Origin of the sequence: Glaciecola punicea, from assembly GCF_001756615.1 — a bacterium.
Taxonomy (GTDB): domain Bacteria; phylum Pseudomonadota; class Gammaproteobacteria; order Enterobacterales; family Alteromonadaceae; genus Glaciecola; species Glaciecola punicea.
Genome location: NZ_LZXY01000006.1, coordinates 66931 through 90556 on the forward strand (window position 1 = coordinate 66931; position 23626 = coordinate 90556).

The 23626-nt window shown below is 44.2% G+C and carries 20 protein-coding genes; 8 read left to right on the forward strand and 12 right to left on the reverse strand.

Going from position 1 to position 23626, the window contains the following annotated elements:
- The first annotated feature begins 67 nt into the window (after positions 1-67).
- From BAE46_RS08835 to BAE46_RS08845, 3 genes are all read left to right on the forward strand, one after another.
- The gene (locus BAE46_RS08835; protein WP_006006770.1) at positions 68-835 is read left to right on the forward strand and encodes an exodeoxyribonuclease III; all 768 of its coding nucleotides are present in this window, start codon (positions 68-70) and stop codon (positions 833-835) included.
- Between the two features lie 204 nt (positions 836-1039).
- Positions 1040-1480, forward strand: a complete 441-nt coding sequence (locus BAE46_RS08840; protein ID WP_006006772.1) for a tellurite resistance TerB family protein — start codon at positions 1040-1042, stop codon at positions 1478-1480.
- A gap of 28 nt (positions 1481-1508) precedes the next feature.
- Complete coding sequence (locus BAE46_RS08845; RefSeq protein ID WP_006006775.1) at positions 1509-2801, forward strand: cystathionine gamma-synthase family protein; 1293 nt, start codon at positions 1509-1511, stop codon at positions 2799-2801.
- Here the strand turns inward: BAE46_RS08845 and BAE46_RS08850 are convergent.
- The 7 genes from BAE46_RS08850 to BAE46_RS08880 all read right to left on the reverse strand — a co-directional run bounded on the left by BAE46_RS08850 (position 2794) and on the right by BAE46_RS08880 (position 11749).
- A complete protein-coding gene (locus tag BAE46_RS08850; protein ID WP_070112396.1) occupies positions 2794-4821 on the reverse strand; it encodes an NADPH-dependent 2,4-dienoyl-CoA reductase in 2028 nt (675 codons plus the stop codon). The genes BAE46_RS08845 and BAE46_RS08850 overlap by 8 nt on opposite strands.
- A gap of 255 nt (positions 4822-5076) precedes the next feature.
- The gene (locus BAE46_RS08855) at positions 5077-6126 is read right to left on the reverse strand and encodes a metal-dependent hydrolase (RefSeq protein WP_070112398.1); all 1050 of its coding nucleotides are present in this window, start codon (positions 6124-6126) and stop codon (positions 5077-5079) included.
- A 72-nt stretch (positions 6127-6198) separates the two neighbouring features.
- Positions 6199-8172, reverse strand: coding sequence for a response regulator (locus BAE46_RS08860; protein ID WP_006006782.1), 1974 nt, complete (start codon positions 8170-8172; stop codon positions 6199-6201).
- Positions 8173-8186: 14 nt separating this feature from the next.
- The gene (locus tag BAE46_RS08865; protein WP_040521030.1) at positions 8187-8660 is read right to left on the reverse strand and encodes a response regulator; all 474 of its coding nucleotides are present in this window, start codon (positions 8658-8660) and stop codon (positions 8187-8189) included.
- Between the two features lie 21 nt (positions 8661-8681).
- Positions 8682-10154, reverse strand: coding sequence for a sensor histidine kinase (locus BAE46_RS08870; protein ID WP_040521004.1), 1473 nt, complete (start codon positions 10152-10154; stop codon positions 8682-8684).
- A 12-nt stretch (positions 10155-10166) separates the two neighbouring features.
- Positions 10167-10400, reverse strand: coding sequence for a histidine kinase dimerization/phospho-acceptor domain-containing protein (locus BAE46_RS08875; RefSeq protein WP_006006790.1), 234 nt, complete (start codon positions 10398-10400; stop codon positions 10167-10169).
- Positions 10397-11749 carry a sigma-54-dependent transcriptional regulator gene (locus BAE46_RS08880; protein ID WP_006006792.1) on the reverse strand — a complete coding sequence of 451 codons (1353 nt, stop codon included), beginning with the start codon at positions 11747-11749 and terminating at the stop codon, positions 10397-10399. Before BAE46_RS08880 ends, BAE46_RS08875 begins: the two co-directional genes overlap by 4 nt.
- A 373-nt stretch (positions 11750-12122) precedes the next feature.
- On the opposite strand from BAE46_RS08880, the gene BAE46_RS08885 reads away from it, so the two are divergent.
- The 4 genes from BAE46_RS08885 to BAE46_RS08900 all read left to right on the forward strand — a co-directional run bounded on the left by BAE46_RS08885 (position 12123) and on the right by BAE46_RS08900 (position 15773).
- The gene (locus BAE46_RS08885; protein WP_006006794.1) at positions 12123-13490 is read left to right on the forward strand and encodes an MATE family efflux transporter; all 1368 of its coding nucleotides are present in this window, start codon (positions 12123-12125) and stop codon (positions 13488-13490) included.
- A 193-nt stretch (positions 13491-13683) separates the two neighbouring features.
- Positions 13684-15099 carry a Na+/H+ antiporter NhaC gene (gene nhaC, locus BAE46_RS08890; protein ID WP_171901019.1) on the forward strand — a complete coding sequence of 472 codons (1416 nt, stop codon included), beginning with the start codon at positions 13684-13686 and terminating at the stop codon, positions 15097-15099.
- 164 nt (positions 15100-15263) lie between these two features.
- Complete coding sequence (locus BAE46_RS08895; RefSeq protein WP_006006798.1) at positions 15264-15464, forward strand: hypothetical protein; 201 nt, start codon at positions 15264-15266, stop codon at positions 15462-15464.
- Positions 15465-15584: 120 nt separating this feature from the next.
- Entirely contained in the window at positions 15585-15773 is a 189-nt protein-coding gene (locus BAE46_RS08900) for a hypothetical protein (RefSeq protein ID WP_070112400.1), read from the forward strand.
- A 185-nt stretch (positions 15774-15958) separates the two neighbouring features.
- Here BAE46_RS08900 and BAE46_RS08905 read toward each other — a convergent pair whose 3' ends face one another.
- From BAE46_RS08905 to BAE46_RS08925, 5 genes are all read right to left on the reverse strand, one after another.
- Entirely contained in the window at positions 15959-16540 is a 582-nt protein-coding gene (locus BAE46_RS08905; protein ID WP_006006802.1) for a PqiC family protein, read from the reverse strand.
- Positions 16540-18159, reverse strand: coding sequence for an intermembrane transport protein PqiB (gene pqiB, locus BAE46_RS08910; RefSeq protein WP_006006804.1), 1620 nt, complete (start codon positions 18157-18159; stop codon positions 16540-16542). Before pqiB ends, BAE46_RS08905 begins: the two co-directional genes overlap by 1 nt.
- Entirely contained in the window at positions 18159-18842 is a 684-nt protein-coding gene (locus BAE46_RS08915) for a paraquat-inducible protein A (protein ID WP_070112402.1), read from the reverse strand. The genes pqiB and BAE46_RS08915 overlap by 1 nt, the downstream gene beginning before the upstream one ends.
- Entirely contained in the window at positions 18829-19440 is a 612-nt protein-coding gene (locus BAE46_RS08920) for a paraquat-inducible protein A (protein WP_051987342.1), read from the reverse strand. Before BAE46_RS08920 ends, BAE46_RS08915 begins: the two co-directional genes overlap by 14 nt.
- Positions 19441-19540: 100 nt before the next feature.
- Positions 19541-21424 carry a M1 family metallopeptidase gene (locus BAE46_RS08925; RefSeq protein ID WP_006006805.1) on the reverse strand — a complete coding sequence of 628 codons (1884 nt, stop codon included), beginning with the start codon at positions 21422-21424 and terminating at the stop codon, positions 19541-19543.
- A 280-nt stretch (positions 21425-21704) separates the two neighbouring features.
- Between BAE46_RS08925 and BAE46_RS08930 the strand changes: the two genes are divergently transcribed.
- On the forward strand, positions 21705-23606 hold the full coding sequence (locus BAE46_RS08930) for an alpha-amylase family glycosyl hydrolase (protein ID WP_006006807.1): 1902 nt from the start codon (positions 21705-21707) through the stop codon (positions 23604-23606).
- Positions 23607-23626: the final 20 nt, after the last annotated feature.

Consider the following 23626-nt stretch of genomic DNA (forward strand, 5'->3'; position numbering starts at 1 on the left):
AATCTATACAATACTGGTTAAGCATAAGCACCATAGTAAGTAACAAATAGCATATTTGGAGAATTAAATGAAACTAGTATCTTGGAACGTTAACGGCATTCGAGCTGCAGTGAAAAAAGATTTTTTACAATCGCTTGCCGCGATGGATTGCGACGTACTGTGCCTACAAGAAACTAAAGCACAAGACGAACAGGTCATTGAAGCACTGTGTGATTTGCATGGCTACCATATTTTCACCAATTCAGCGGTGAAAAAAGGCTACTCTGGCACTAGTGTTATTACCCGCGTAGAACCCATAGATGTCACGAAAGATATCGGCATATCTGAGCATGATCAAGAAGGGCGAGTGCTTTGCGCCGAGTTTTCTGATTTTTATCTGGTCACAGTATACACGCCTAATTCAGGCAGTGAGTTGAAGCGCCTAGGGTATCGCGGGCAGTGGGATGCAGACTTCTTAACCTATATAAAAGCGCTTGAGGCGAAAAAGCCGGTGGTGATTTGTGGAGACTTAAATGCAGCGCATAAAGACCTAGATTTGGCCAGACCTAAGCCAAATTACAATAAAAGTGCAGGCTACACCCAACAAGAAATAGACGGCATAGACAATCTTATTGCCGCAGGCTTTATTGATTCATTTCGACATGTGCACCCTGATACCGTTAAATACAGTTGGTGGAGCTATAGGGCAGGAGCGAGAGAGCGTAACGTTGGCTGGAGAATAGATTATTTTTTGGTGTCTAGTGCATTAGCCGCAAATATTAGCGATGCTGAGATATATGATGATATTCACGGCTCTGACCACTGCCCGGTTAGTGTTAAGCTAGCGTTTAAATAAACGTGTAAAAAATATTAATGTGGAAAATAACATGGTGACGCGAAACGTGAGTAGAGGTGAAAAGAGATGAACAAAGGAGAAAAGAAGTAAATAATAGTGAGTAACAAACCAAAATCATAAATTATCGTACTAAACATAATATAAGTCTGCAGCACCGACACTTTGTATGCCTACTGCGACCTTGTCTAATTTGTAAGGAATACTATGCTAAGAAAATTAAAAGACTTTTTTACTGCCGAACTCCAAGTAAAAGATAAAATAGACCCCACCAAGGCCTTACAGAGAGCAAGTGCGATGCTATTAATGGAGGTGTGCAGAGCCGATTTCGACTTAGCCTCAAGTGAAAAAAACAGGGTTATTGACTTACTAAGGTCTTTATTCAATTTGACTGAAACTGAAGTGGCCGAACTGGTAGAGTACAGTGAAGCCAAAACAGAAGAAAACACCTCTATGCACCCGTTAACCTCATTAATAAATGAGCATTACGAATACGAGCAGCGAGTAAACCTAATTAGCTTAATGTGGAAAGTCGCCTATGCCGATGGTGACTTAGATAAATATGAAGATAGCATTATTCGAAAAGCCGCCGACCTGTTATACATTAGGCATAGCGACTTTATAAAAACTAAACTGGCAGCGGCTTAGGCCACTGTCACAGCTAAAAGAGCAGACAATGGCTAACGACAATAATTATAAAAAAAGCAAAATTGGTGATCACGCACTAAAGCCAGAAACAATGATGATGTCGTACGGCTATAATCCACAGCTGTCTGAAGGTTCTGTTAAGCCGCCTGTATTTTTAACCTCGACTTTTGCGTATCAAACGCCTGAAGAAGGCGAAGAGTTCTTTGATATTATGGCTGGCAGAAAGCCTGCACCAGCGGGCAGTGTAGGTGGCCTTATTTATAGCCGCTTTAATCACCCAAACGTTGAAATTATTGAAGATCGTTTGTCTTTGTTTGAAGGCAGCGAATGCTCTGTTGTGTGCTCTAGCGGCATGGGTGCTATAAGCGCTATATTGCTTGCCTATTTGCGCCCAAGCGATGTTATTGTGCAAAGCGCGCCTCTTTACGGCGGTACCGAAACGATTATTCGAAAGTTTCTACCGCAGTTCGACATTAAAACGGCTGAGTTTCATGACGGTTTAGATGAGTCAGGCATGCTTGCTTCACTGCGTGCTGCAGGTGAAAAAGGGCGCGTGGCGATGGTGTTTGTTGAATCCCCTGCCAATCCAACAAATTCCCTTGTGGATTTAGCTGCGCTAAATCGCGTACTTGATATTATTGAAAAAGAAGCAGGTCATAGGCCAATTAGTGTGTGCGATAACACGCTTATGGGACCGGTCTTCCAGCAGGTTGTGCCACAAGGCATCGACATAGCCATGTATTCACTGACTAAATACGTAGGCGGTCATAGCGACTTAGTGGCAGGCGCGGTATGCGGCAGCCGTGATATGCTACGCCCAGTACGCGCTACGCGTGGCACCTTGGGGCTAAACCTTGATCCGCACACAAGCTGGATGATTTCTCGTTCACTTGAAACCTTAAGTATACGCATGGAAAGAGCGGCTAGCAGCGGACATAAGGTAGCTCAGTGGCTAGCCACTAACCCCTACATGCCAGCAAAAGTATTGCACCCTGATTTTATTCAAAACGAACGGTATCAAGCGGTATATAAACGCCAGTGTAGTGGCCCTAGCTCAACGTTTTCTTTTGTACTGGATGTGCCAAAAGCAAGCGCCTTTCGCTTAATTAACAACTTATCTATTTTCAAATCGGCGGTTAGTTTAGGCGGCAGTGAAAGCCTTGTTTGCCATCCAAGCAGTACTACCCATTCTGGAGTAGCGGCTGATTTACGCGATAAATTTGGCATAACTCACGGTCTTATTCGCTTATCTATCGGCTTGGAGCATCCTGATGATTTAATAGCTGACTTAGATCATGCTTTTCGCGCTACGTTTAAATAGCAGCGGCGAGTTCTGCGCCTTGGCGTATAGCGCGCTTAGCGTCTAGCTCGGCGGCAACGTCGGCGCCGCCGATAACGTGCACTTTTAAGCCGGCTTCAAGTAAGCTCGCTTCTAGGGTTCTAAACGGAATTTGGCCAGCGCATACAATAACGTTGTCTACAGCGAGCAGCATTGGCTTGCCTGCTATGGTTATATGCAGGCCTTCGTCGTCTATTTTGTTGTAGCTTACGCCGTTCATCATTTGTACTTTATGATTGGCGAGTGACGAGCGGTGGATCCAGCCGGTGGTTTTGCCTAAGCCTTTACCCACTTTAGTGGTTTTACGCTGCAGTAAAAAGACTTGTCGGCCGCCCTTAATGGGTTCTTTGGGGCTCAGCGCGCCGGGCTGTTTATATTCTTTGTCAATTCCCCAATGGTCTAGCCATTTATCGAGGTTAACGGTTAAGTCTTGAGTCTCCACCAAAAACTCTGATACGTCAAAGCCTATACCCCCTGCGCCAATAACCGCGACCCTCTTACCCACTGGCTTGTGGTCTCTTAATACATCAATGTAGCTCATAACCATTTTGTGATCGGCGCCTTCAATGTCAAGTTCGCGTGGGGTAATGCCGGTGGCCATAATGACTTCATCAAAACCTTCTTTTTTCAATAAGGCGGCGTCTACCTTGGTGTTTAAATGCAGACTAATGCCCGTGCGTTTTATTTGATTAGCGTAGTATCTTAAGGTTTCGTAAAACTCTTCTTTGCCGGGTATTTGTTTAGCATAATTAAACTGGCCGCCTATTTCGCTAGATTGTTCATACAAGTGCACTTTATGGCCGCGATCTGCTGCGTAGGTGGCAAATGCAAGTCCTGCAGGGCCTGCGCCTACTACCGCTAATTTTTTAGGACTGGCCACCGCTTTAAAAATAAGTTCTGTTTCATAGCATGCCTGCGGATTTACCAAGCAGCTTGCCCGCTTGCGTTCAAAGCCGTGGTCTAAACACGCTTGGTTACAGGCTATGCAGGTGTTAATTAAGCCAGATTCGTTGCGCATGGCTTTAGCCATAAAGTTAGGGTCGGCTAAAAATGGTCTGGCCATAGACACCATGTCGGCGTGGTTATCAGCAAGCACCTGTTCGGCTACTTCGGGGGTATTAATGCGGTTACTGGTAATAAGCGGTATGGACACTTCCTTTTTCATACGCTGGGTGATCCACGTAAAGGCCGCACGCGGGGTCGACGTGGCAATGGTAGGCACTCTAGATTCATGCCAGCCAATGCCGGTGTTGATGATGCTTGCACCGGCTTTTTCAATTTGTTTGGCAAGGTAAACCACGTCATCCCATGGCGCGCCGCCTTCTACTAGGTCGAGCATAGACAAGCGATAAATAATGATGAATTCAGGGCCTACTTTTTGACGGGTTTGGGTGACCACTTCAATGGCTAATTTTGCTCGGTTTTCTAAACTGCCACCCCATTCGTCGTCTCTTTGGTTGGTGCGCTGGCAGAAGAACTGGTTAATTAAATAGCCTTCTGAGCCCATAATTTCAACGCCGTCGTAGCCCGCTTGTTTGGCATAGTTGGCGGAATCGACGTAATCACTTATGGTGCTCTTTATGCCGCGCTTTGAAAGTGCTTTGGGCTTAAACGGTGAAATAGGCGACTGTACATTAGACGCCGACACTGCAAAGGGATGGTAGCCGTAGCGACCGGAATGCAGTATTTGCATGCAAATTTTGCCGCCTTCTTTATGTACAGCATCGGTTATTACCCTATGTTTTTTGGCGTGCCGGCTGCTGCTCATGCGCCCTGCCAATGGTGCTAACCAGCCTGCTATATTCGGTGCGATACCGCCAGTTACAATAAGTGCAACGCCGCCTTTAGCGCGCTCCGCATAAAAAGCCGCTAATTTATCAAAGCCGCCTTTTTCTTCCTCTAGGCCCACATGCATAGAGCCCATTATTGCTCTATTCTTTAAAGTGGTGAAACCTAAATCTAACGGGCGTAATAAATGTGGGAATAAAGAAGCTGTGCTCATATTGTGACCTTTGTAATGTTACTTCATGGCTTAAGTATAGTGTATATTGTGTGTTGACGCTTTGGTTACATGCAAATTTTACTACTCACATTAATCCTTATGATTACCCATAATTTGGCGATATAGCAATAGTAAGCTCACGTGTCGACTACTTACAAAAATATCCGTCAGTAAATAAGGCTTATTTCTCACCGCATGTAAAGTATTTTACAAAAAACCGATAAAAGGCTAAGCAAAATGGGCGCAAGCAAGTGCTTATTTAGCCGCTAAGATTGGGCATTTACCGTTTATAAGCGTGGGTGACAGGGGCACCGAAGGGTCCCATATTCTATCCCATATAGATGTTATTTGACCAAGATCTGGACGCATAGAGATCTTTTCATAGTTGCCTGCTACCACCGTGCCTTCTACATATTCTCCGACCGCAAAATTAAACACATAGCCACATTCAGCGCCCATTCGTAAATCTTGTAGTACCACGTTATTGCCATTTTGTTTAATCGCATAAAACCCTTTTGTAAACCAACGCAAACGCTGCACGCCCCATTCATTGTCAATGTTTTTGAGTAGGTCTGGGTCTGTTGCAAAAGTCGTAAAGCTTACTTCGCTTGGGCTATCAAAAATAGAGGCATAACCTTCGTAGTATTGATTATTAGACATAGCCACTATGCGCCATAAAAATGTGTTCAGGGGCGCGGGCGTGCTCATAAAGTGGGTGCTACTTTTACCCTGCTCCACCAAAGCGGCTTCTACCTTTTTGTCGATATAAACTTTAGCCCCTAGCGACCAAGCTATGTACAGAGTGCTTACAATAAGACCAACAGCATTTACACGACTAGCGTTGGCGTGACTGATTTTGGGTGTAGCGGCAATAGTAAGACAAAACAGCAAGGGTAGGGTGTATAAAGGATCAATAATAAAAAGATTTGAAACCCCAAACGGATATTCAGTAAGAGGCCACAGCAGCTGCGTACCGTAAACCGTTAGACTGTCTAAGACAGCATGTGTGCTCAAGGTTAAAAACACCAGCCAAAACCAGCCTTTTTTATAGACAGTAGTGTGAGTATGCACTTTCAATATGAGCCACACAATTATCGGGCTCACAAGAAGGTGCATTAATATAGAATGGCTAAAGCCTCGATGATAAGTGAAGGCCTCAACTTCACCTGCATAGGGCAAAAATACGTCAAGGTCAGGTAGCGTTCCAAGCGCAGCTCCCCAAAGTATCGCTTTGCGGCCTACTTTACTGCCTAATACCGCATAACCAACGGCGCCACCTAAGGCAATTTGGGTTAATGAATCCATAGTGTCGTGTTTTATCCGTGGGTTGAAATATTGTCTTGTTTGCTAATGCGGGAGGCGCTTCACGATTTTACGCTAACGACGATTGTTATTCACTAGCCACTGCTGCAAAGTTTTTTTGCTAATAGGCTTAATTAAATGACCTGCAATGGGAAAGTGTTCCAGCATGTGATGGTCAGGTTGGCTGCCGCTTAAAATGGTGACCTTGCCTAGCACAGTCCGTTCAAAAAACTTACGTATAAAGGCTTCTCCCTGCAGATCGGGCAGTCCTAAGTCGAGCAAATGATGCGATATTTGCGAGTTTGCTTGGCTATTTGCAATGGCTTGAAGCGCCGTACTTGAGTGAACTACCGCATAGCCTAGCTGTTCAAGCAGCATTTGCATTACCGCTGCGCTGTCAGGATCGTCTTCTACCAAATGGATAAGCTCTAAGGGGGAATTAGGTGAGTGTATGGCCGTTTTATTGTGATGTGCGCGTGAACATCCACTAGGAAGCACCTGTTTCAGCATTTCCCATAACTCTTGCTTATCTAAGGGCTTGGCAATGAGATGATCAAAGCCGTCTTGCAATAATTCATTGTGTAAACCTTTGCTAATAGCGGCCGTCATAGCGACAATACAGCAGGTGTTGCCTTTTTCTCGCAGGGCCTTTACCGTCTCTTTCCCCGTCAGAACAGGCATATGCAGATCCATAAAAATAACATCAATAGGCTTATTGTTTTGCTCTGCTTGGGCCACCTTAGATAGCGCTTGTTCGCCGTTATTGGCAAACTCTACCTGCACCCCCGTTTCCTTGATGAAGTAGCCAGCTAATTGCCTAATTTCAAACACGTCGTCAACAACAAGGACATGACCCGTATACCGAGGTGTTTTGAGCGAGTCTTGATTATCGTAGGATAGATTAAAATTATATTTTATGCGTTCAGGCGACATTCCATTGCACGGCATTTTAAGGGTAAACAAAGAGCCTGCAGCAGGCCTTGACTCAATAATGAGTTCCCCTCCCATTTTTTTAACTATTTCGGCGGTAATTGACAAACCCAAACCGGCACCGCCTGCTTTGCGATCTGCTACGTCTTCAAGTTGTTTAAAAGGCGTGAAAATACCCTTTATTTTATCTTCGGCTATGCCAATCCCAGTATCGTTTATCTCAATACTCAGTTGCGTTTCTTCCTCTTCCTGTATTAAACCAGCGGTGACAGTAACACCACCGCGATCAGTAAACTTAATCGCATTGCCTACTAAATTAACCAATGCTTGTTTAAAGCGAACGCCGTCTAAGGTGATCAGTCTAGGCAGCATTGTGCTACTGTCAAACGCTAAAAATAAGCCCTTGTCTAAGGCACTGACCGACAGTAATGAATTCACTTCTATAAGCAGCTCTTGAAAGTCAGTTGGTTCTTCTTTAAGTTCAAACTTGTCGACCGCTATTTTTGATAAGTCTAATACATCGTTCAGCAAGCTTAATAAATGCTTACCGTTATTAGAGATAATCTTAAGTTCTTTTTGATATGAGGAAGTGTCTTCTTTTTCGAGCAGCAGAGAAGTGTAGCCTAATATGGAGGTAAGCGGTGTTCTTAATTCGTGGCTTAAATGTGCAATAAACTTGTCTTTAGCCACATTCTCAGCTTCACTTTTTAGCGCAAATAAGCGCGCGAACTCTAGTTCTTTTCGAGATATTGCGTAATGCACCGATTTTTCAAAAATATCGTCATCTATTGACGATTTCATGACAAAGTCTTGCGCACCGCTTTTAATAGCTTGCTTGGCAACTTCATCATCATTTTGGCCAGTTAGCATAATAATAGGCGTAGCGAGTTCAGCCTGTGCCACGGCGTTTAAAATTTCAATGCCTTCGTAGCCTGCTAAACGATGGTCTAAAATACACAGATCAAACGCACGTTCGGTTAAGAGACTAATGGCCTCTTGCTTATCTGAACTGCTGACAAAGTAGCAGTCTGTGGCCACAAATTCTCTAAGCCTTTCTTCGATTAAAAACAAGTCGTCGAGATCATCGTCAATGATTAATACCGATTTTATATTATTCACTTTACCCGCCCGTGCTATTTACTATCTTTATCTATTACTACGTGCGGAATAGTGGCGGTCTCAAACCAGTAGTTGTTAAAAGATTTCATCATATCCACGAGTAAATTAAATTTGCTTGGCTTAATCATGTAAGATGACGCACCTAAGCGGTAGCTTTTACTCACGTCTTCCTCTTCGCTGCTGGTAGATAATATAACAACCGGTATGCTGCACAATAGTGTATCTTCCTTGAGCTGCTTAAGTGTTTCGCGACCATCCAGAATGGGCATATTTAGGTCAAGCAAAATAACGCTGGGTAAATCACTGATATCATTTAAAATATACTTGCCCTGACACCTCAAATAATCAAGCAATTCTTGTCCATCATTCACCGTGTGACATAAGTATTTGGACCCGCATGCTTCCATGGCATCTTGCGCTAACAATCTGTCATCTTCGTCATCTTCTGCCATAATAATGGTAAAGGGTCTTCGTGGGGTGGTGGGCAGGTTCATGTTTCACTTCCTCTGTTACTGCTTAATACTAATCAAGTAGTTGTTAATAGGCAAGGTCACTGTAAATACCGCGCCCTTGTCAATTTCGCTAATGGCGGCTATCTCACCATTGTGGCGTTCTACGATACGGCGGCAAATAGCTAGACCGATGCCCGATCCTTTAAAAGCTTGACGGCTGTGCAGACGTTGAAAAGGGGCAAATATCTTTTGGGCATACTCTTGGTCAAAGCCTATGCCATTGTCGCTTACGGCGATACATACCCAGTTGCTTAAGCCCTCAACCTCAATTGAGGCGGGTTGGGCTACCGGTTTTATGCTGATACTGACCATTGGCGATGAGCGTGTTTGTGAAAACTTTATAGCATTGGCAAGTAAATTAAAAAGCAGCTGATGCATTTGGGTTGGGTCTGCGCTTATGCTAGGGAGTGGCGCTATATCGATCACGACATCAGTTTCTTCTATAAGGACATTTAAGTCATCCACACAGTCTTGTAACACCTCATTTAGTGCAACAGTTTGGAAAGATTTACCTCGTGTGCTTATGCGCGAAAATTCTAATAAATCGCTAATGAGTCTGCTCATGCGACTGGCCGCGCCGCGCATTCGATACAAATAGTCGCGCTGTTTATCACTCAAATTTTGTGCCTGCGTTTCAAGTCTGTCGCCAAAGGCCATAATTTTACGTAGCGGCTCTTGTAGATCATGCGAGGCGACAAAAGCAAAATCTTCAAGCTCTCGATTACTGCGGCTAAGTTCATCTGAAAATAAGGATAGCTCTTTTGTGCGCTCATCTACTGCTAGCTGCAAGCGGTCGTTTTGCGCTTCCATTTCAAGCTCTCGCGTTCGTTGATTTTTAATGTTCAGCTTAGCTAAAAAGAACAAGCCGATTAACAAGAGTAAACTAGTTGCAAAAAACACACTCAGATTGCGCGCTGATTCTTTGGTGATTAAGGCTAATTTTGTCACCTGCGCTGCAGCGATAGCGTTTGTATTCGATTTTATTTCTTCAAACAAACGATGTATTTCCGCGTAATTTTCGCGCCCATCGCCAGCATTCACTATGGCTACCGCTCGGGCGAAGTCACCTTTTTGGGCTATCCTAACGGTGGCGCTCAATTCGTCTACTTTTGTTTGAATGAGGGTTTTAAGCGAGCTGATAAGCCTTGCTTGTGCAGGAACGATTGAATGCTGTGTTTGCGAATGACTAAGCGATGCCTGTAAATTAGTCACGGCGTCGTTATAGTGTTTGAGGTAAGCCTCGTTTTGATTCAATAAATAACCGCGCTGGCCCGACTCCGCTTTTAATACATTCCCGTGCATTTCTTCTAAGGCAGTAACCGTATTAGTGGCCAGTGCAATCTCGCTGTGAAGTGCGGTTAATTTACTAATGGTAGCTTGGCTAATATACGTGTTTATAGCTACCAGCGCTAGCAGCAGCATTGAAATGAAAATCCAAGAGCGAGTAGAGTGGGTCGATAAGAACGCCATTATGCGTGTCTATTATCTGTCTTTACTGGAGGCTGATGGCTTTGCTGCTAAACATTCTATCTCTTCATACAAGTCTTGAAGTAGATCGCTGCAATGCTTGGCGCTAAATATGATTTTATTAGATGCTTCTTCAACCTTTAGCGATGTGTCGTTTGCGTGGCTGAGTATTTTGATCAGCTCTGCCTGCATACTAATGGTATTTAAAGGCTTACGAATGTCGTGAACTCTTTGCTGTAGGCTGTTCATATTTTTTCACCATATGCGTGCAAACGGTTATACAAGGTTTTAGTGGAAATGCCGAGCATTTCTGCTGCGGTGGTTTTGTTGCCGCCCACTTCATCGAGGGTGGCGTAAATTAGCGATTTTTCGACCTCTTCAATGGTATTACCCGCACTCATTACAGACGGTTTGTGGCTTTTTTGAGAAAAGGGCGAGTCGAATGTACTGGGGAGTTCGAGTGTTTTGCTGCCAGGCTCACTCATAATAAACGCTCTGTGGAGCGAATGCCTAAGCTCGCGCACGTTGCCTGGCCAATCGTGGCTGGTGAGTATGTCAATTTGAGCGGGGCTTAGCACGAAGTGCTCGTTATGCTCGGTGTTTAACTGCGTTAAAAAAGCATTTGCCAACAGCGATATATCATCTTTTCTTTTTCGCAGCGGCGGTATTTCAATTGGAAACACGGCGAGTCTAAAGTAAATGTCTTCACGTAAAATATGCTCGTTTGCAATTTGATCAAGCGTGCGGTTTGTAGCACTAATAATTCGGCAGTTAACTAAAATTTCTTGCGTGCCGCCTACCCTGTTTACACGCTTGGTTTCAAGAACACGCAGCAGATTTGGTTGCATATCTATGGGCATTTCGGTAACTTCGTCTAAAAAAAGGCTGCCGCCGCTAGCCCTTTCAAAGACGCCTTTTTTCTGACCGATAGCGCCCGTGAACGCGCCTTTTTCATGACCAAACAGTTCACTGCCTATTAGTTCTTTTGATAAACCGCCGCAGTTGGTGGCAATTAAATCACCTTGAGACAAACTTGCGTTATGAATCGCTTCTGCTACAAGCTCTTTACCCACACCGCTTTCGCCCATTAGCATCACGTTGGCGTGACTAGGCGCGACTCTCTCAATCATTTTATACAGCGTTTTCATTAAAGCAGACTCGCCCATTAAGCAGCCAAAATGTAAATTGGGAAGCGCATTTTTAGGCGGTGTTGATGTTGTTTTTATGGGTGCTTTCGTACGGGCGTGTTTTTTTGGCGTAAGCACCGACTCTAAGTCTTCACGTTCAATGGGTTTCATCAAATAATTTACGCCAGGCCCGGCTATGTGATTTATGGCCGACTTAATTTGTGGATTGCCGGTTATAAAAGTAACGCGCGGCATTCTGGCTTTGTTCTTAAGCGCTTCATACACATGCAAACCACTGCCGTCTGGTAGCATAAAGTCTATTAACAAGTGATCAAACTCATTATTTTGCAACCACTGCTTGGCTTCTTCTACCGACTCAGCAACTGATACAATATGCCCTAAAAATTCTATAATATGGCTTGCGACTTGTGTAAACTCGGGATCATCATCGATTAAGAGAACAGATTTCACATGATATCCTTTAAGTGGTTAATCTAAAAATGTCTTAGTTATTTGCTACTGAAACAAAACATGTACAATTAATACTTCTAATTATACCACAAACGCTTTTGATTAAGGACTCCGCGATCTTCACATTGTATCTATCACTTTATTTATTTCAATATAATAAGGGCAAACTTCAGTTTCACTTGCACGTATACTAATATCGCTAAGCTACAGTCATAAACGAGCGTAAGTTAAAGACGCATTGTGTCAAATTTCTCTTATTGCTTAATTATATTGTTTTACACCTTACGAATAAAGGATTTTCGAGATAAACGCTTGTGACACACAAGAATAAATACACCAGTTAAATTAAGGTCGGCATGGAACACACCCATAAATGAAGCCTGCATCCACAAAAAAAAATGAATCGTTGATATCGGGTTCTATTATTTCCCACATGATCCGTTTATCAATTCCCGCGTCAATGGGGATGGTTTTTAATACACTGTACAACCTTACCGACATTTGGTTTGCAGGGTATATTTCTGACGATGCACTGGCGGGTTTGTCGATAGCCGGGAGCGTCTTTTTTTTACTGCTAAGCATCGGTATTGGTATTCAGGCTGGTGCGTCGGCTATGATTGCACCGGGCGCGGGCAGAGGTGAAACCCACGAGGTGAAAGACTGGGTTAATAACGTAAGCGGCTTGGCAATTGGCTTTAGTGTGCTGTCATTTTTGCTCGGCATGCTGGCAGCGCGACCGTTAGTTGTTTTATTAGGCGCAGAAGCCCATATAGAACCTCTTGCCATGGAGTATTTATGGGTCACACTGGCCGGCTCTATTGGCTTTACGCTTTCGTTTGGTGCCGCCGGTGCCCTCATGGCCTTGGGCGACACAAAGTCGAATCGTAACGCACTAGCAATAGGTTTTTTTGCTAACTTTGCTTTAAATCCCCTGTTCACTTTTGGCTTAGGGCTTGGCGTGACCGGCATTGCCTTGGCCACCGTGGTTATAAAGCTTGCCACCGCGTTTTACTTGTTAAGAGTACTGGCGCTACGCTTGAATATTAAGCTTAGGCCAGCATTTGACTGGCATCGCTGGCAGATCCTGTTAGCACAGGTGCTGCCAGCAAGCTTTAATATGCTGACCATTATTTTGGGCAGTTTTATTACTGTGGCGCTTATTGGCCAGTTTGGCAGCGAACATGTGGCGGGCTACACGATTGGATTACGTCTTGAGCAAGTGTTGCTGCTGCCGGCGCTAGGCTTAAATAGTGCAGTTATGGCTATTGCAGGTCAAAACATGGGTGCAGGCCAAAATCTTCGTGTTGCACAAACCTTTCAAAAGAGTCTGCTAATTGGACTGGCGATGGCACTCGTATCAATGCCCATAATGTACTTCTTATCGCCCTTTATGATGGGGCTATTTAGCACTAACGAAGCGATTAAAAATACCGGCGTGACTTACCTTCGAATAGACGCTTTGGCATTTTATGCATACGTGGTGCTGTTCCAAAGTGTGGCGGTTTTACAAGCTATGCAAAAGCCCATGTTTCCCCTGTATTTAGGCATTGCGCGTCAGCTTGTTATTCCCGCCAGCATCAACTATGTGCTAATTGTGGTGTGGGACTACCCCATGGTGTCTATGTTTTACACCATTGTGATAGTGGTAATATTAAGCGCGGTGCTTGCCTATTTTTATACTGCGCGTGAGATTGGCCGGCTGGTGCAGTCGACGTTAACGAGCAAGACTCACCGCGTATAAGCCTTTAAAATCTGTAGCTTGTATAAATTTTATGACGAAAATACCCTTTGTATATTATTATTTTACGCATGTAATATGCCTGAATTTGCACGATTGTGATATTGTGTTCTACCCCATTATTTGATGTGTCGGTATTTTTTAAAAATACGTCGAAACTGTACCTAATACTATACCTAAAACTATGCCTAAAATTATGTCTAAAATTACCCCCGACTCACCGCGCCCTCCTGGTTTTTTGCAGTCTTTAATGTGTTTTTGCGTCATTGTTATTACCATTGCCGGCGGGCTTTTCGGCTTAGGTATCAGCCTGCATGCGCTGATGTTTGTATGCTTGTTGTGGGTGGCTGTTAACGCCTACTTTCTTGGCTACGGTTATCCGCAAATACGCGAGTTAATGACCAGCGCACTGACGAGAGCTATGCCGGCTATTTACATCTTTATTTTGATTGGGATGGTCATTTCAAGTTTTATGCACAGCGGTACTATCGCCACGCTCATGTATTATGGTCTTAGCTGGCTCAGTCCTGGATTATTCCTAGCAGTGGGTATGCTTTTATGCGCGCTAATGTCCGTTGCCACAGGTACTTCATGGGGCACCGTAGGCACCTTAGGCGTAGTTTTCATTGGTATTGGCGCCGCAATGAATATTCCCCTGCCCTTGGTGGCTGGTATGATTGTGTGCGGGGCCACGTTTGGGGACAAAATGTCACCCATTTCTGACACCACCAACTTAGCGGCAATGAGCGCAGGAACTGATCTGTATCGGCATATTTATGCAATGCTGTTTACCACCGTGCCAAGTTTTATCATTGCCTTGTTAATATTTTTAGTGATTGGAATGTACTATGGCGAAGAAAATATTGTTCTTGTAGAAATCACGTCTATACAGCTTGCGCTAAGCACTCACTTTAGTCTAATGCCTGTGGTCACGCTCGCCCCTTTGCTATTGCTTGCAACCCTTAGCATTCGGAGAGTACCTGCCGAAGTTACCATGTCGTGTAGCATTGTGTTGGCGGCGCTTATTGCCATATTTTACCAAGGCCTTAGCCCTATTTTTGTGCTCAATGCCCTGTGGGAAAACAGCCCTGGCGAAACGGGTATTGACACTTTAGACTCACTACTAGGCCGCGGCGGCATTAGTAGCATGAGCTGGACATTACTACTGGCTATAATGGCGATTGCGCTGGGCGGAATTTTACATGGTGCGGGTTTTTTGGCTTCCTTGCTAGCCGGTATTATCAAACGAGTACAGCGCACCGCTAGCCTTGTTGCCACCACGATTGTGTCGGGCTTTCTAGGCAATGTGGCTATGGGAGAAGCGTACATTTCTATTATTTTGAACTGCCAATTGTTCAAAACAAAATACGCCCAAAATAATATAGAAAGCGCCGTGTTATCACGTTCTGTAGAAGAAGGCTCTACCATGACTACTGGGCTTATCCCGTGGACAACAGCCGGTGCTTTTTATGCGGCCACGCTTGGCGTAGACGTTCTAGACTACGCTCCTTATGCGTTCTTTAATTATATGAATGCAATTGTTGCGGTGGTCATGGCAGCGTTGGGGATAGGCCTTCTTACACCGAAAGCCAAGTCCATTACTGCCAAATAATCGCTAACGCTAGTTACCCTGTCGGTGCGACTGCCTGCGCTGCTCACTGGCCAAAAGCGATCAGCCAAGAACTAATAACTGCATGCATGTACTTATGTTTAATGTCAATTTACGCAATGCTAGGCAGGCTAGCTATCACTCACTATTTTTGAAGAGGTATTATAATGGAAACAATCATTGGTTTATTGCTGTTTATTCCTATCGCGATCATATGGTTAATCCCGGTGATCATTATCTTGCTGTCTAGCCGCACTGCCGGTGGTGAAAAAATCGCATGGTTGCTGGCGGTTATTTTCGTGTCATGGTTTGCATGGATATTTTATATGCTGTTAGCGCCGCTAAATGACAAAAGTACGCGTGCATAATTTACAGCTAAAAATGAAAAAATTCTAATTAGATTGAACTTTTCGCGTAAGAACCTTTCATACCCTTGTAGTATGTTTTGGGATTAGAGCGGCTGCCAATAAGCAGCGAGAGGGCACAGCGTGACAAAAGCAAGAAAGCAGGCCAACTTCAGAGGAAAAATAGCAGGGCTGTTTTTCATTTTTCTACTGATTAATATTGCGATGAAAATTGCTGGTATTTCCACTCTCGACGAATCCCAAGCGCTTACCGTATCTCATGCAATGGGAATGAAAATTAGCTATTATGCTATCCCTGTTTTTTTTTATTGAGCAGCTTAGTCTTCATGCAGCTTAGCAGGCGCAAATCAGCCGAAGCAGAATCAATTGAAATAAGTGGCTGCAGTTGGTAATACTAGACAAATGCTTGAGCTAGCTGGGCAGCGATGAGTAAAACGGCATAAGCTCTCGACTTCGCGCCTGACAAAATTGCAAAACGCCTCTATCTCATAGCACCGCTAATAACTGCTCTGCAATATGCCCATCTCCATTGCCAGTTTACTGACTAAATCGCGCATCACGACGACTGCTTCGTCGTAGCCACCTTTTTCAAGCCTTGAGTTTAACAAAAAGCGCACTTGCTGTTGGCTTTTGTCTACACTGACTTTTGTATAAGTGCCCGAAAGCAAAACGTCGCCACTTTGAGTGGGATAAAAATGGTCAATGCTAACAATCAGCTCAGCGCACTTTACGCACTGCTGGGTGTAAATTACGCCAGGACTTGCAGCGTTGAGTTCACGCATCAGCACGCGCTGAATACTTTCACTTAAATCTTGCGCCCAAAAATGATAGTTAGCGATTTTTATTTGATGATTATCAAGTTTTAAGACCAAATTAGACTGCTGCAAATAGTCAGGTACACGCACCGTAGACAGTTTAATGTATGTTTTTGTTGGCTCTTTAGAAGCCCCAGCGGTGTTATTGTGTTCCTTCATTGGCGCAGCATCTAATAAATAGTAAAAAGACTCTTGCGGCGTTTTATTGCTTATGCAGCCTAGTAACAAATATGTGAGCAATAACAGACTTAATAGTTTTAGCATTATTGTTGTCCTTTTCCTTGTGGTTGAATATCGGCGGGTGAAGAGCCGCTAAATATCAATGAATTAGGCTTTTGGCGAATCTCTTGTAAAAACGGCTGCATTATTTGCATTGTGCGCTCCAACTCCGCTAGGTTGCGCTCTAAACGCAAGTACAACGGCGAATCTGGCTGCATTCCTTGCAGGGTCAGGCTAGCTTCTTTTAAGGTGTCTTCTACGCTAAGCAATACCGACTGCGTGGCAATTACCGTGTCATTCGCTGACAGTATCGCGGTGTTGGCCGAGCTTATCGCGTTGTTGGTGCTTTGCACTAGCTCGTTTAAGGGCAAGCTCTCAAGCTTACTTAACAATCTGTCGGTTTTACTTACAATGCTAGCAAAGCCTGTTTGGGCACTAGGAATAACGGTATACTTACCAAAATACTCTATCTCTGGCTGTATTTCGTTGCCTAAATCTAGGCTGACTTTCATAGTGCCGGTTAGATAGTTGGCGGTTTCTAAACGCGCTGCAAGGCCAGACTTTATCCATTTGTTAAATTGCTCGTTAAACCAAGGTAGATCGTACTCATTGTTAGATGCTAACCTTGCTGGCTCTAAGTGAATAATTACAGGGATACGTGTTTCGTCGCTATCAATTTGGTTCATTTCATAAAAGCCTAAATAAGGCTTGCTTACACGTCCTATTCGAATGCCCCTGTATTCGACTGGCGCGCCGGCTTGCAGTCCGCCAACGGTATCATCCACTAAAATGACATACTCTATATACTCATAAACCCTATCCTCTTTTATACTGGCGCGTGAAGAGTAAAGCTTAAAGTCGCGACTTTGAGTAATACGCTCGCCTAGCACTAGGTCGTCGGGCACATCAAAGCGCACGCCGCCTGATAAAAGTGATTCTATTGAGGCTAGGTCAATGGTAATACCGTCGGTGGTGGCGGCAAACGACAGTCCGCTTGAGTTCCAAAAGTAGGTGTTAGTGGTTATAAGGCCGTCATAAGGCGCTTGTATAAAGATACTGTAGGTGACTTGACGTGATTCTATGTCAAAATTTACCGACTCAACCGCGCCAACTTCAAAGCCGCGATAGGTAACCGGGTTACCCACGGTAAGAGACTTGCCACCACCCGAGATAAGTTTTAGCTTAATTCCTTGAGACGTTGGGGATGAGATAGGCGGATTTTCTAAACCGACAAATCGCTGTGATAGCGACTCTGATTTGCCTGGGGCAATGTTTATGTAAGCGCCCGACAACAAGGTACCAAAGCCGGTAATACCGGCGCTGCCAATTCTAGGGCGTACAACCCAAAATTGACTGTCGCTGAGTAAGTAACTTTGCATTTTTTTGTCAATTTCTATCATCGCTTCAATTGAAAAACCATCGTCAGAAAAATTAATCTCTTGCAGCGTACCGATGTCTACGTCTCTGAATTTCACTTTGGTTTTTTTGGCCTCAAGGCCTTTGGCATTATCAAACACAATAACAATTTCGACGCCTTTGTTTTGCCACTGCTGATACACCATGCCAACACCAATGATGACCGCAATAAGAGGCAATAGCCACACCACTGAAAAGCGTGATTTTGGAATGACTATTGGCTGTGATGTATCGTTTGTATCATTCATTATTTTTTTTGTTTATCCCAAATCAGTCTTGCATCAAATTGATGCGCTGCGATCATCGTCAATATGACCACTCCCGCAAATGCTTGCGCAGCGGTGCCTGGCTCAACCACCATAATACCGGTTATGTGTACTAGGGCGACCAATATGGCGACCACAAAAATATCTATCATAGACCACTTGCCGATAAATTCAGTGGCGCGATATAGGCGGCTTAGTTCAGGTCTACTTAGGTGGCTTTGCCTTGAAGTGGCATAGCATAGCCACAGTATAATGAGCATTTTTGCGATGGGGATCAATACACTGGCCGCAAAAATAACCGCGGCTATAAAGTATGAACCACTTTCAACAAACAGCACGACACCGCCTACAATCGTGCTAGCGGTTTTGTCGTTAAATAAAACGGTGTTCATTATAGGGTATATGTTAGCCGGAATATAAAGCAGTATTGCGGTTATTATCAGAGCCAAGGTCCGCTGAATGCTGTTAGGGGAGCGTAAATATAAAGTGTCGTTGCACCGGGGGCAGTTACCTACATTTACATCAGATAATAATTGGCAGCTACGGCAATTAGCAAGGCCCTCAAAAGCCGCAGTACCGGGTGGATATTGAAAATGCTGTGTGAGCGTATTCGCTTTTTTTTGTGCGGCGACGTCGCTGGCGACTTTTGCTTTATCGTTTCGCACGGTCTATCCAATACCAAAGCTGGTGGCGATTAGATATATTCGCCGTTAGAGTAAACAAAATAGCAAAACCTATGTAAGCCCAAAATGAAAAGCCCACAATAATATCGGCTAAATCAATCACTTTTATAAGCGCAATTAAGACCCCAACAATAAATACTTCAGCCATAATCCAGGGTCTAAAATACCCAATCAGCCTGCCAATAGATACCGCGAAAAAAGACTTTAGGCCAAATTTAATCGGAATAAGTAAGATCAGCAGTAGGCTTAAGTATGCCATGGGTAGCAGCAGCACAAATATATATACCAGTACGGCTAAAAATACAAAATCTTGGATGAACAAGTCGTTGGACGCCTGAATTAACGTAATGGTGCGAATTTGTCCCTGCACGTCAAAGGATAAGAACGGGAAGCTATTCGCCATTACGAGCAGTATTAGTGACGACAAACCATAAGAGATGCTGTAGTCAAGCGGACGATTGTAGGTGGTAAACTGCTTGCTTGAACAGCTTGGACACACCAGCGTTTGGTTTATCTGCATCTCAGGCAGCATAATTAGACAGTCACAGTCGTGACAGGCTATTTTGGATTGTGTTTCCATCTACTTATGCCTGCAAAGAAATTTTTTACTGTAAAACATAAAGCGACTCGTTTAAAAACAAAGGCTTATACCTTTATTTACTATAAGCCTTTTTATGCACTTAGTCTACAAATCCTTCATTCGCGCGTATAGTCAGCGGATGATAGCCTGGTTTAGCTTCTTCAAATGCCTTTTTAGCGAAAGCCTTGCCCTCTGGTGTTTTTGACAGCGCTTCGTATAAAGGCTTTACTAATTTATTACGGCCTATGCTAGTAAGGTAGCTATATAAGCGATCGTAGGCAGGCTTATACTCATTGCTAACCGCTATCATTAGCCAACTGTGGGCTATTTCATTATTTTTACTCTGCGTGAATGCAAATGTAGCATCAAGCTCAGCAAGCTGCTGTGGGCTGAGTTCATTGGGCATATTATTTAAAAAATATAGCCACTGATGAACCGTCCACGTTTCGGATATGATATCTGTTACCGGAATATCACCGCTTAGCCACGCGTCGCGTTCGTTATCAACAAAAACAAAGGCATCAGACGACGGCACAGGTGCATCTTGTGGAATACCGGGGGCGAAAATCCACTCTTGAATGCGCGTTTTGCTGAGCTCATTTGAATAGGTTTTTAGCAGCGTGTTGTCTAGGTAGGCAATAAATTCGTCGGTGGTAATACTTTTAAATGCAAATGCATCGAAGTAATCAAGCAAGAATTGATCAAAGTTATCGCGGCCAATTTTCATTTCAAGCTCGCGCAAAAACAAGGCACCTTTTTCATAGGGGATAGTTGAAAATACATCGTCAGGATTGCGTCCGCGCAGGTCAATGGCTAAGATTTGATCATTCTCAGGCAGCCTAGCAATAGCCGCCTGCAGGTCTTGATAACCTAACACCGCTTCCATATTGTAGCGGTCGGTGCCGTAAATCATCTCCATGATGCGGTAGGTCAGATAAGTCGTAAAACCTTCATTTAACCACAGGTCACGCCAGGTAGCGTTGGTCACGGTATTGCCCGACCAGCTATGCGCAAGCTCATGCGCAATGAGTGACACTAAGCTTTTGTCTCCCGCAATGACGGTAGGGGTAATAAATGACAGGCGCGGGTTTTCCATGCCGCCAAAAGGAAAAGACGGTGGCAAAATAAGCAGGTCGTAACGGTCCCAGCTGTAGGCACCATATTTTTCTTCGGTAAGCTCAAGCATACTTTCGGTGTCTTCAAACTCTGCCGCAGCAGCCTGTAATATTGATGGCTCTGCATATACGCCGGTGCGCTCTCCCATGGGCATAAAGCGTAAATCGCCAACGGCTAGGGCAATTAAATAGGAAGGAATTGGCTGTGGCATAGTAAATTCATAAACGCCATCTCGCGGGGTATTAGGATCATTGGATGCGCTCATCACCGCAAGCAATTCTTTGGGAGTGCGAATAGTGGCGTTGTAAGTTACGCGCACTTGGGGAGAGTCTTGCAGTGGTATAAAGCTTCTTGCATGAATAGCCTGAGCTTGGGTAAATAGAAATGGGTGCTGTTTGCCGGCTGTTTGCGCAGGCGTAAGCCACTGCACGCCCGACGCGCTGGGTGAGGTTTGATAGTGAACAGTAACTTGTGTAGCCCGCTTGCCAACATCAATATGCAGCGCTGCGCCTAAATTTTCATCGGCTGGTTTTAACGTGTAATCGACTGGTTTGTCGTTTACAGTCACGTTTTTAATCGTCAGATCACGCGTGTCTAGAATGAGTTCGGTCGCTTTTTGCTCAACGCGTTCAAAGCTAAGCTGGGCGCGGCCTATAAGGCTTTTTTGGCTGAAGTCAGCGTTTAGATCAAGGTTTATGTGCTTAACTAGTATTTCACTAGGATTGCTAAACGAGTGGTAATCGGTACCCGATTCAATCGCGACGTCATCAGGTGCTGCTGAAGCTTCAGGTTCTTTTGGAGCGCTGCATGCGCTAAGTGCTAATGCCGAGGCAATAAGCGTAAGGCATAGCCAAATAGAGGTTTTCATTGTTTGTTCCTTATTATAATCAGCGCAATGCGCAAGTATGATATAGGAATACCATACTCGATAAGTCAGTTCTACACCATTTGTGTTTGGTTTAATAAGCCTCAATAGCAATAGGTAACCTAGTAAACCGCTTACCTATTGCCATTGAACCGGCTCCACCTGCAACCGTTGAAGTGCTAGAGCGCAAAACTTGGTAAGCAGTTTGTAAGGATTCGGTAAAACGTGCGACTATACATAGAATTAATAATAATAGCCTACTAGGCAATACTAGGATGTTTAAATGAAATACCGTTTGGCAATATTAGTTAGTGTTGTTTTGCTAATATCTTGCGGCAAAGCAGCTGATCCCGTGGTTCTTAAGCCAGTTCCTACAACAGTACCGCAGTGGACAAAAGAAGCCATATGGTATCAGATTATGGTTGACCGGTTTTATAATGCCGACTCAGGTAACGACCCTACAGCAGCGACGCTTGTCGGCAGTGCACCGGGCTATATTCCACCTACTTGGGAAATCACCCCGTGGACTCAAAACTGGTATTCACCAGACTCTTATTTTGAGGATATGTTTGGAAAAACAGACATCAATGGCGGTGTCATACACAGTTTCGATGCAAAAGTGGCTCTTAGGCGTTACGGAGGCGACTTACAAGGCGTGCTTGATAAGCTCGATTATTTGGAAAGCCTAGGAATAAACGCTATTTATTTTAGCCCTATAAACGATTCGCCCTGCGCTGATAAACGTCAGCCGCGCAGCTGGCGTCACATCGATGTTAACTTTGGTCCTGATCCTGCTGGTGATGTCGCGCTCATAGCTTCTGAAGACCCTAGTGATCCAAGTACTTGGCACATGACCAGCGCCGACACCTTGTTTTTAGAGCTTATAAAGCAAACAAAAGCGCGTAACATTCGTCTCATCTTGGACTATTCATGGGGCGCTCCTGGGCAACATTTTTGGGCTTGGCACGACGTTTTAGATAATCAGCAATCATCTCAATATATTGACTGGTTTGACATGAAAAGCCCTGATAACGTTGGCCGAATAGCAAGCGATATCACACCATTGCCTGCGCAAAAAAATGCAAGTGAGGCTACTTCAACACCCAGAAGCTTAGTCCAAGGTGATATTAAGAGTCAAGCGGCAAAAGCGCATATAATGGCTGTGACACGCCGGTGGCTTGACCCTAACAAAGACGGCGACTCCAGCGATGGAGTTGACGGCTTTATGTTAAGCGACGCCAATAATCTTCCCTTGGACTTTTGGCGTGACTATCGTATTTACGTTAAATCTATCAATCCACAAGCTTATTTAGTGGGTGATATTTCAACAGATAAAAACAGCGAAATGCGGTTTACTGCCGACCTTGCGCTGCAAGGTGATGTATTTGACGGCCTCATAGATAATGGCAGATACAAGGCTGCAAGTGACTATTTTTCAACGCCCGCTCAGGCGCAAAGGCCTTCACAATTTGTGTCTATATTACAGCAGGCCGAAAAAGGTCTTAATAGGGAGTATGTGTATTCGAGTATTAATATATCTGCTAGTCATGAAACACCGCGTCTTCTGAGCGCTTTACTGGCCAATAGTAGTGAAAAAACAAAAGGCAAGGACAGCAATAATAAAAACTATAATGCTCTTAAACCAGGCTTAAGTACTATCAACACGGCAAAATTGCTGTTAGTTTTTCAGTTTACTTGGTTTGGAGCGCCACAACTCTTGGCGGGAGACGAAATGGGTATGTGGGGCGATGAAAGCCCGCATCATCAAAAACCACTTATATGGCCAGAGTATTCGTTTGCTAATGAAAGCGAGCATCCCCTAGCTAGCATGGACCAAGTTAAGGAGGTGCAATTTAATCAAGATTTATTCGATTATTATCAATTTCTAGTGAAGTTAAGGCGCGCTAATCCAGTGTTATCTCAGGGAGCTATAGAGTTTTTTCAACAAGACGATAAAAAGCGCTTAATGTCTTACAGACGTTATAATGACGAGGGAGAGAGTGCTTATATTGTATTCAATACTGGGCCTAAGCGCCAACAAATCATATTACCAAGTGCGGTCGTAAACACCCAAAGTTGGCTGCTCTGGCATTCCAATGACAGCACTAATATTTTGCAAAGCGTACCCAGTGAGCAACTTTCTATAGATGCCGAATCTGCTATTGTCATTATTACTAAACACTAACAAAGAAGTGCACATTTTTT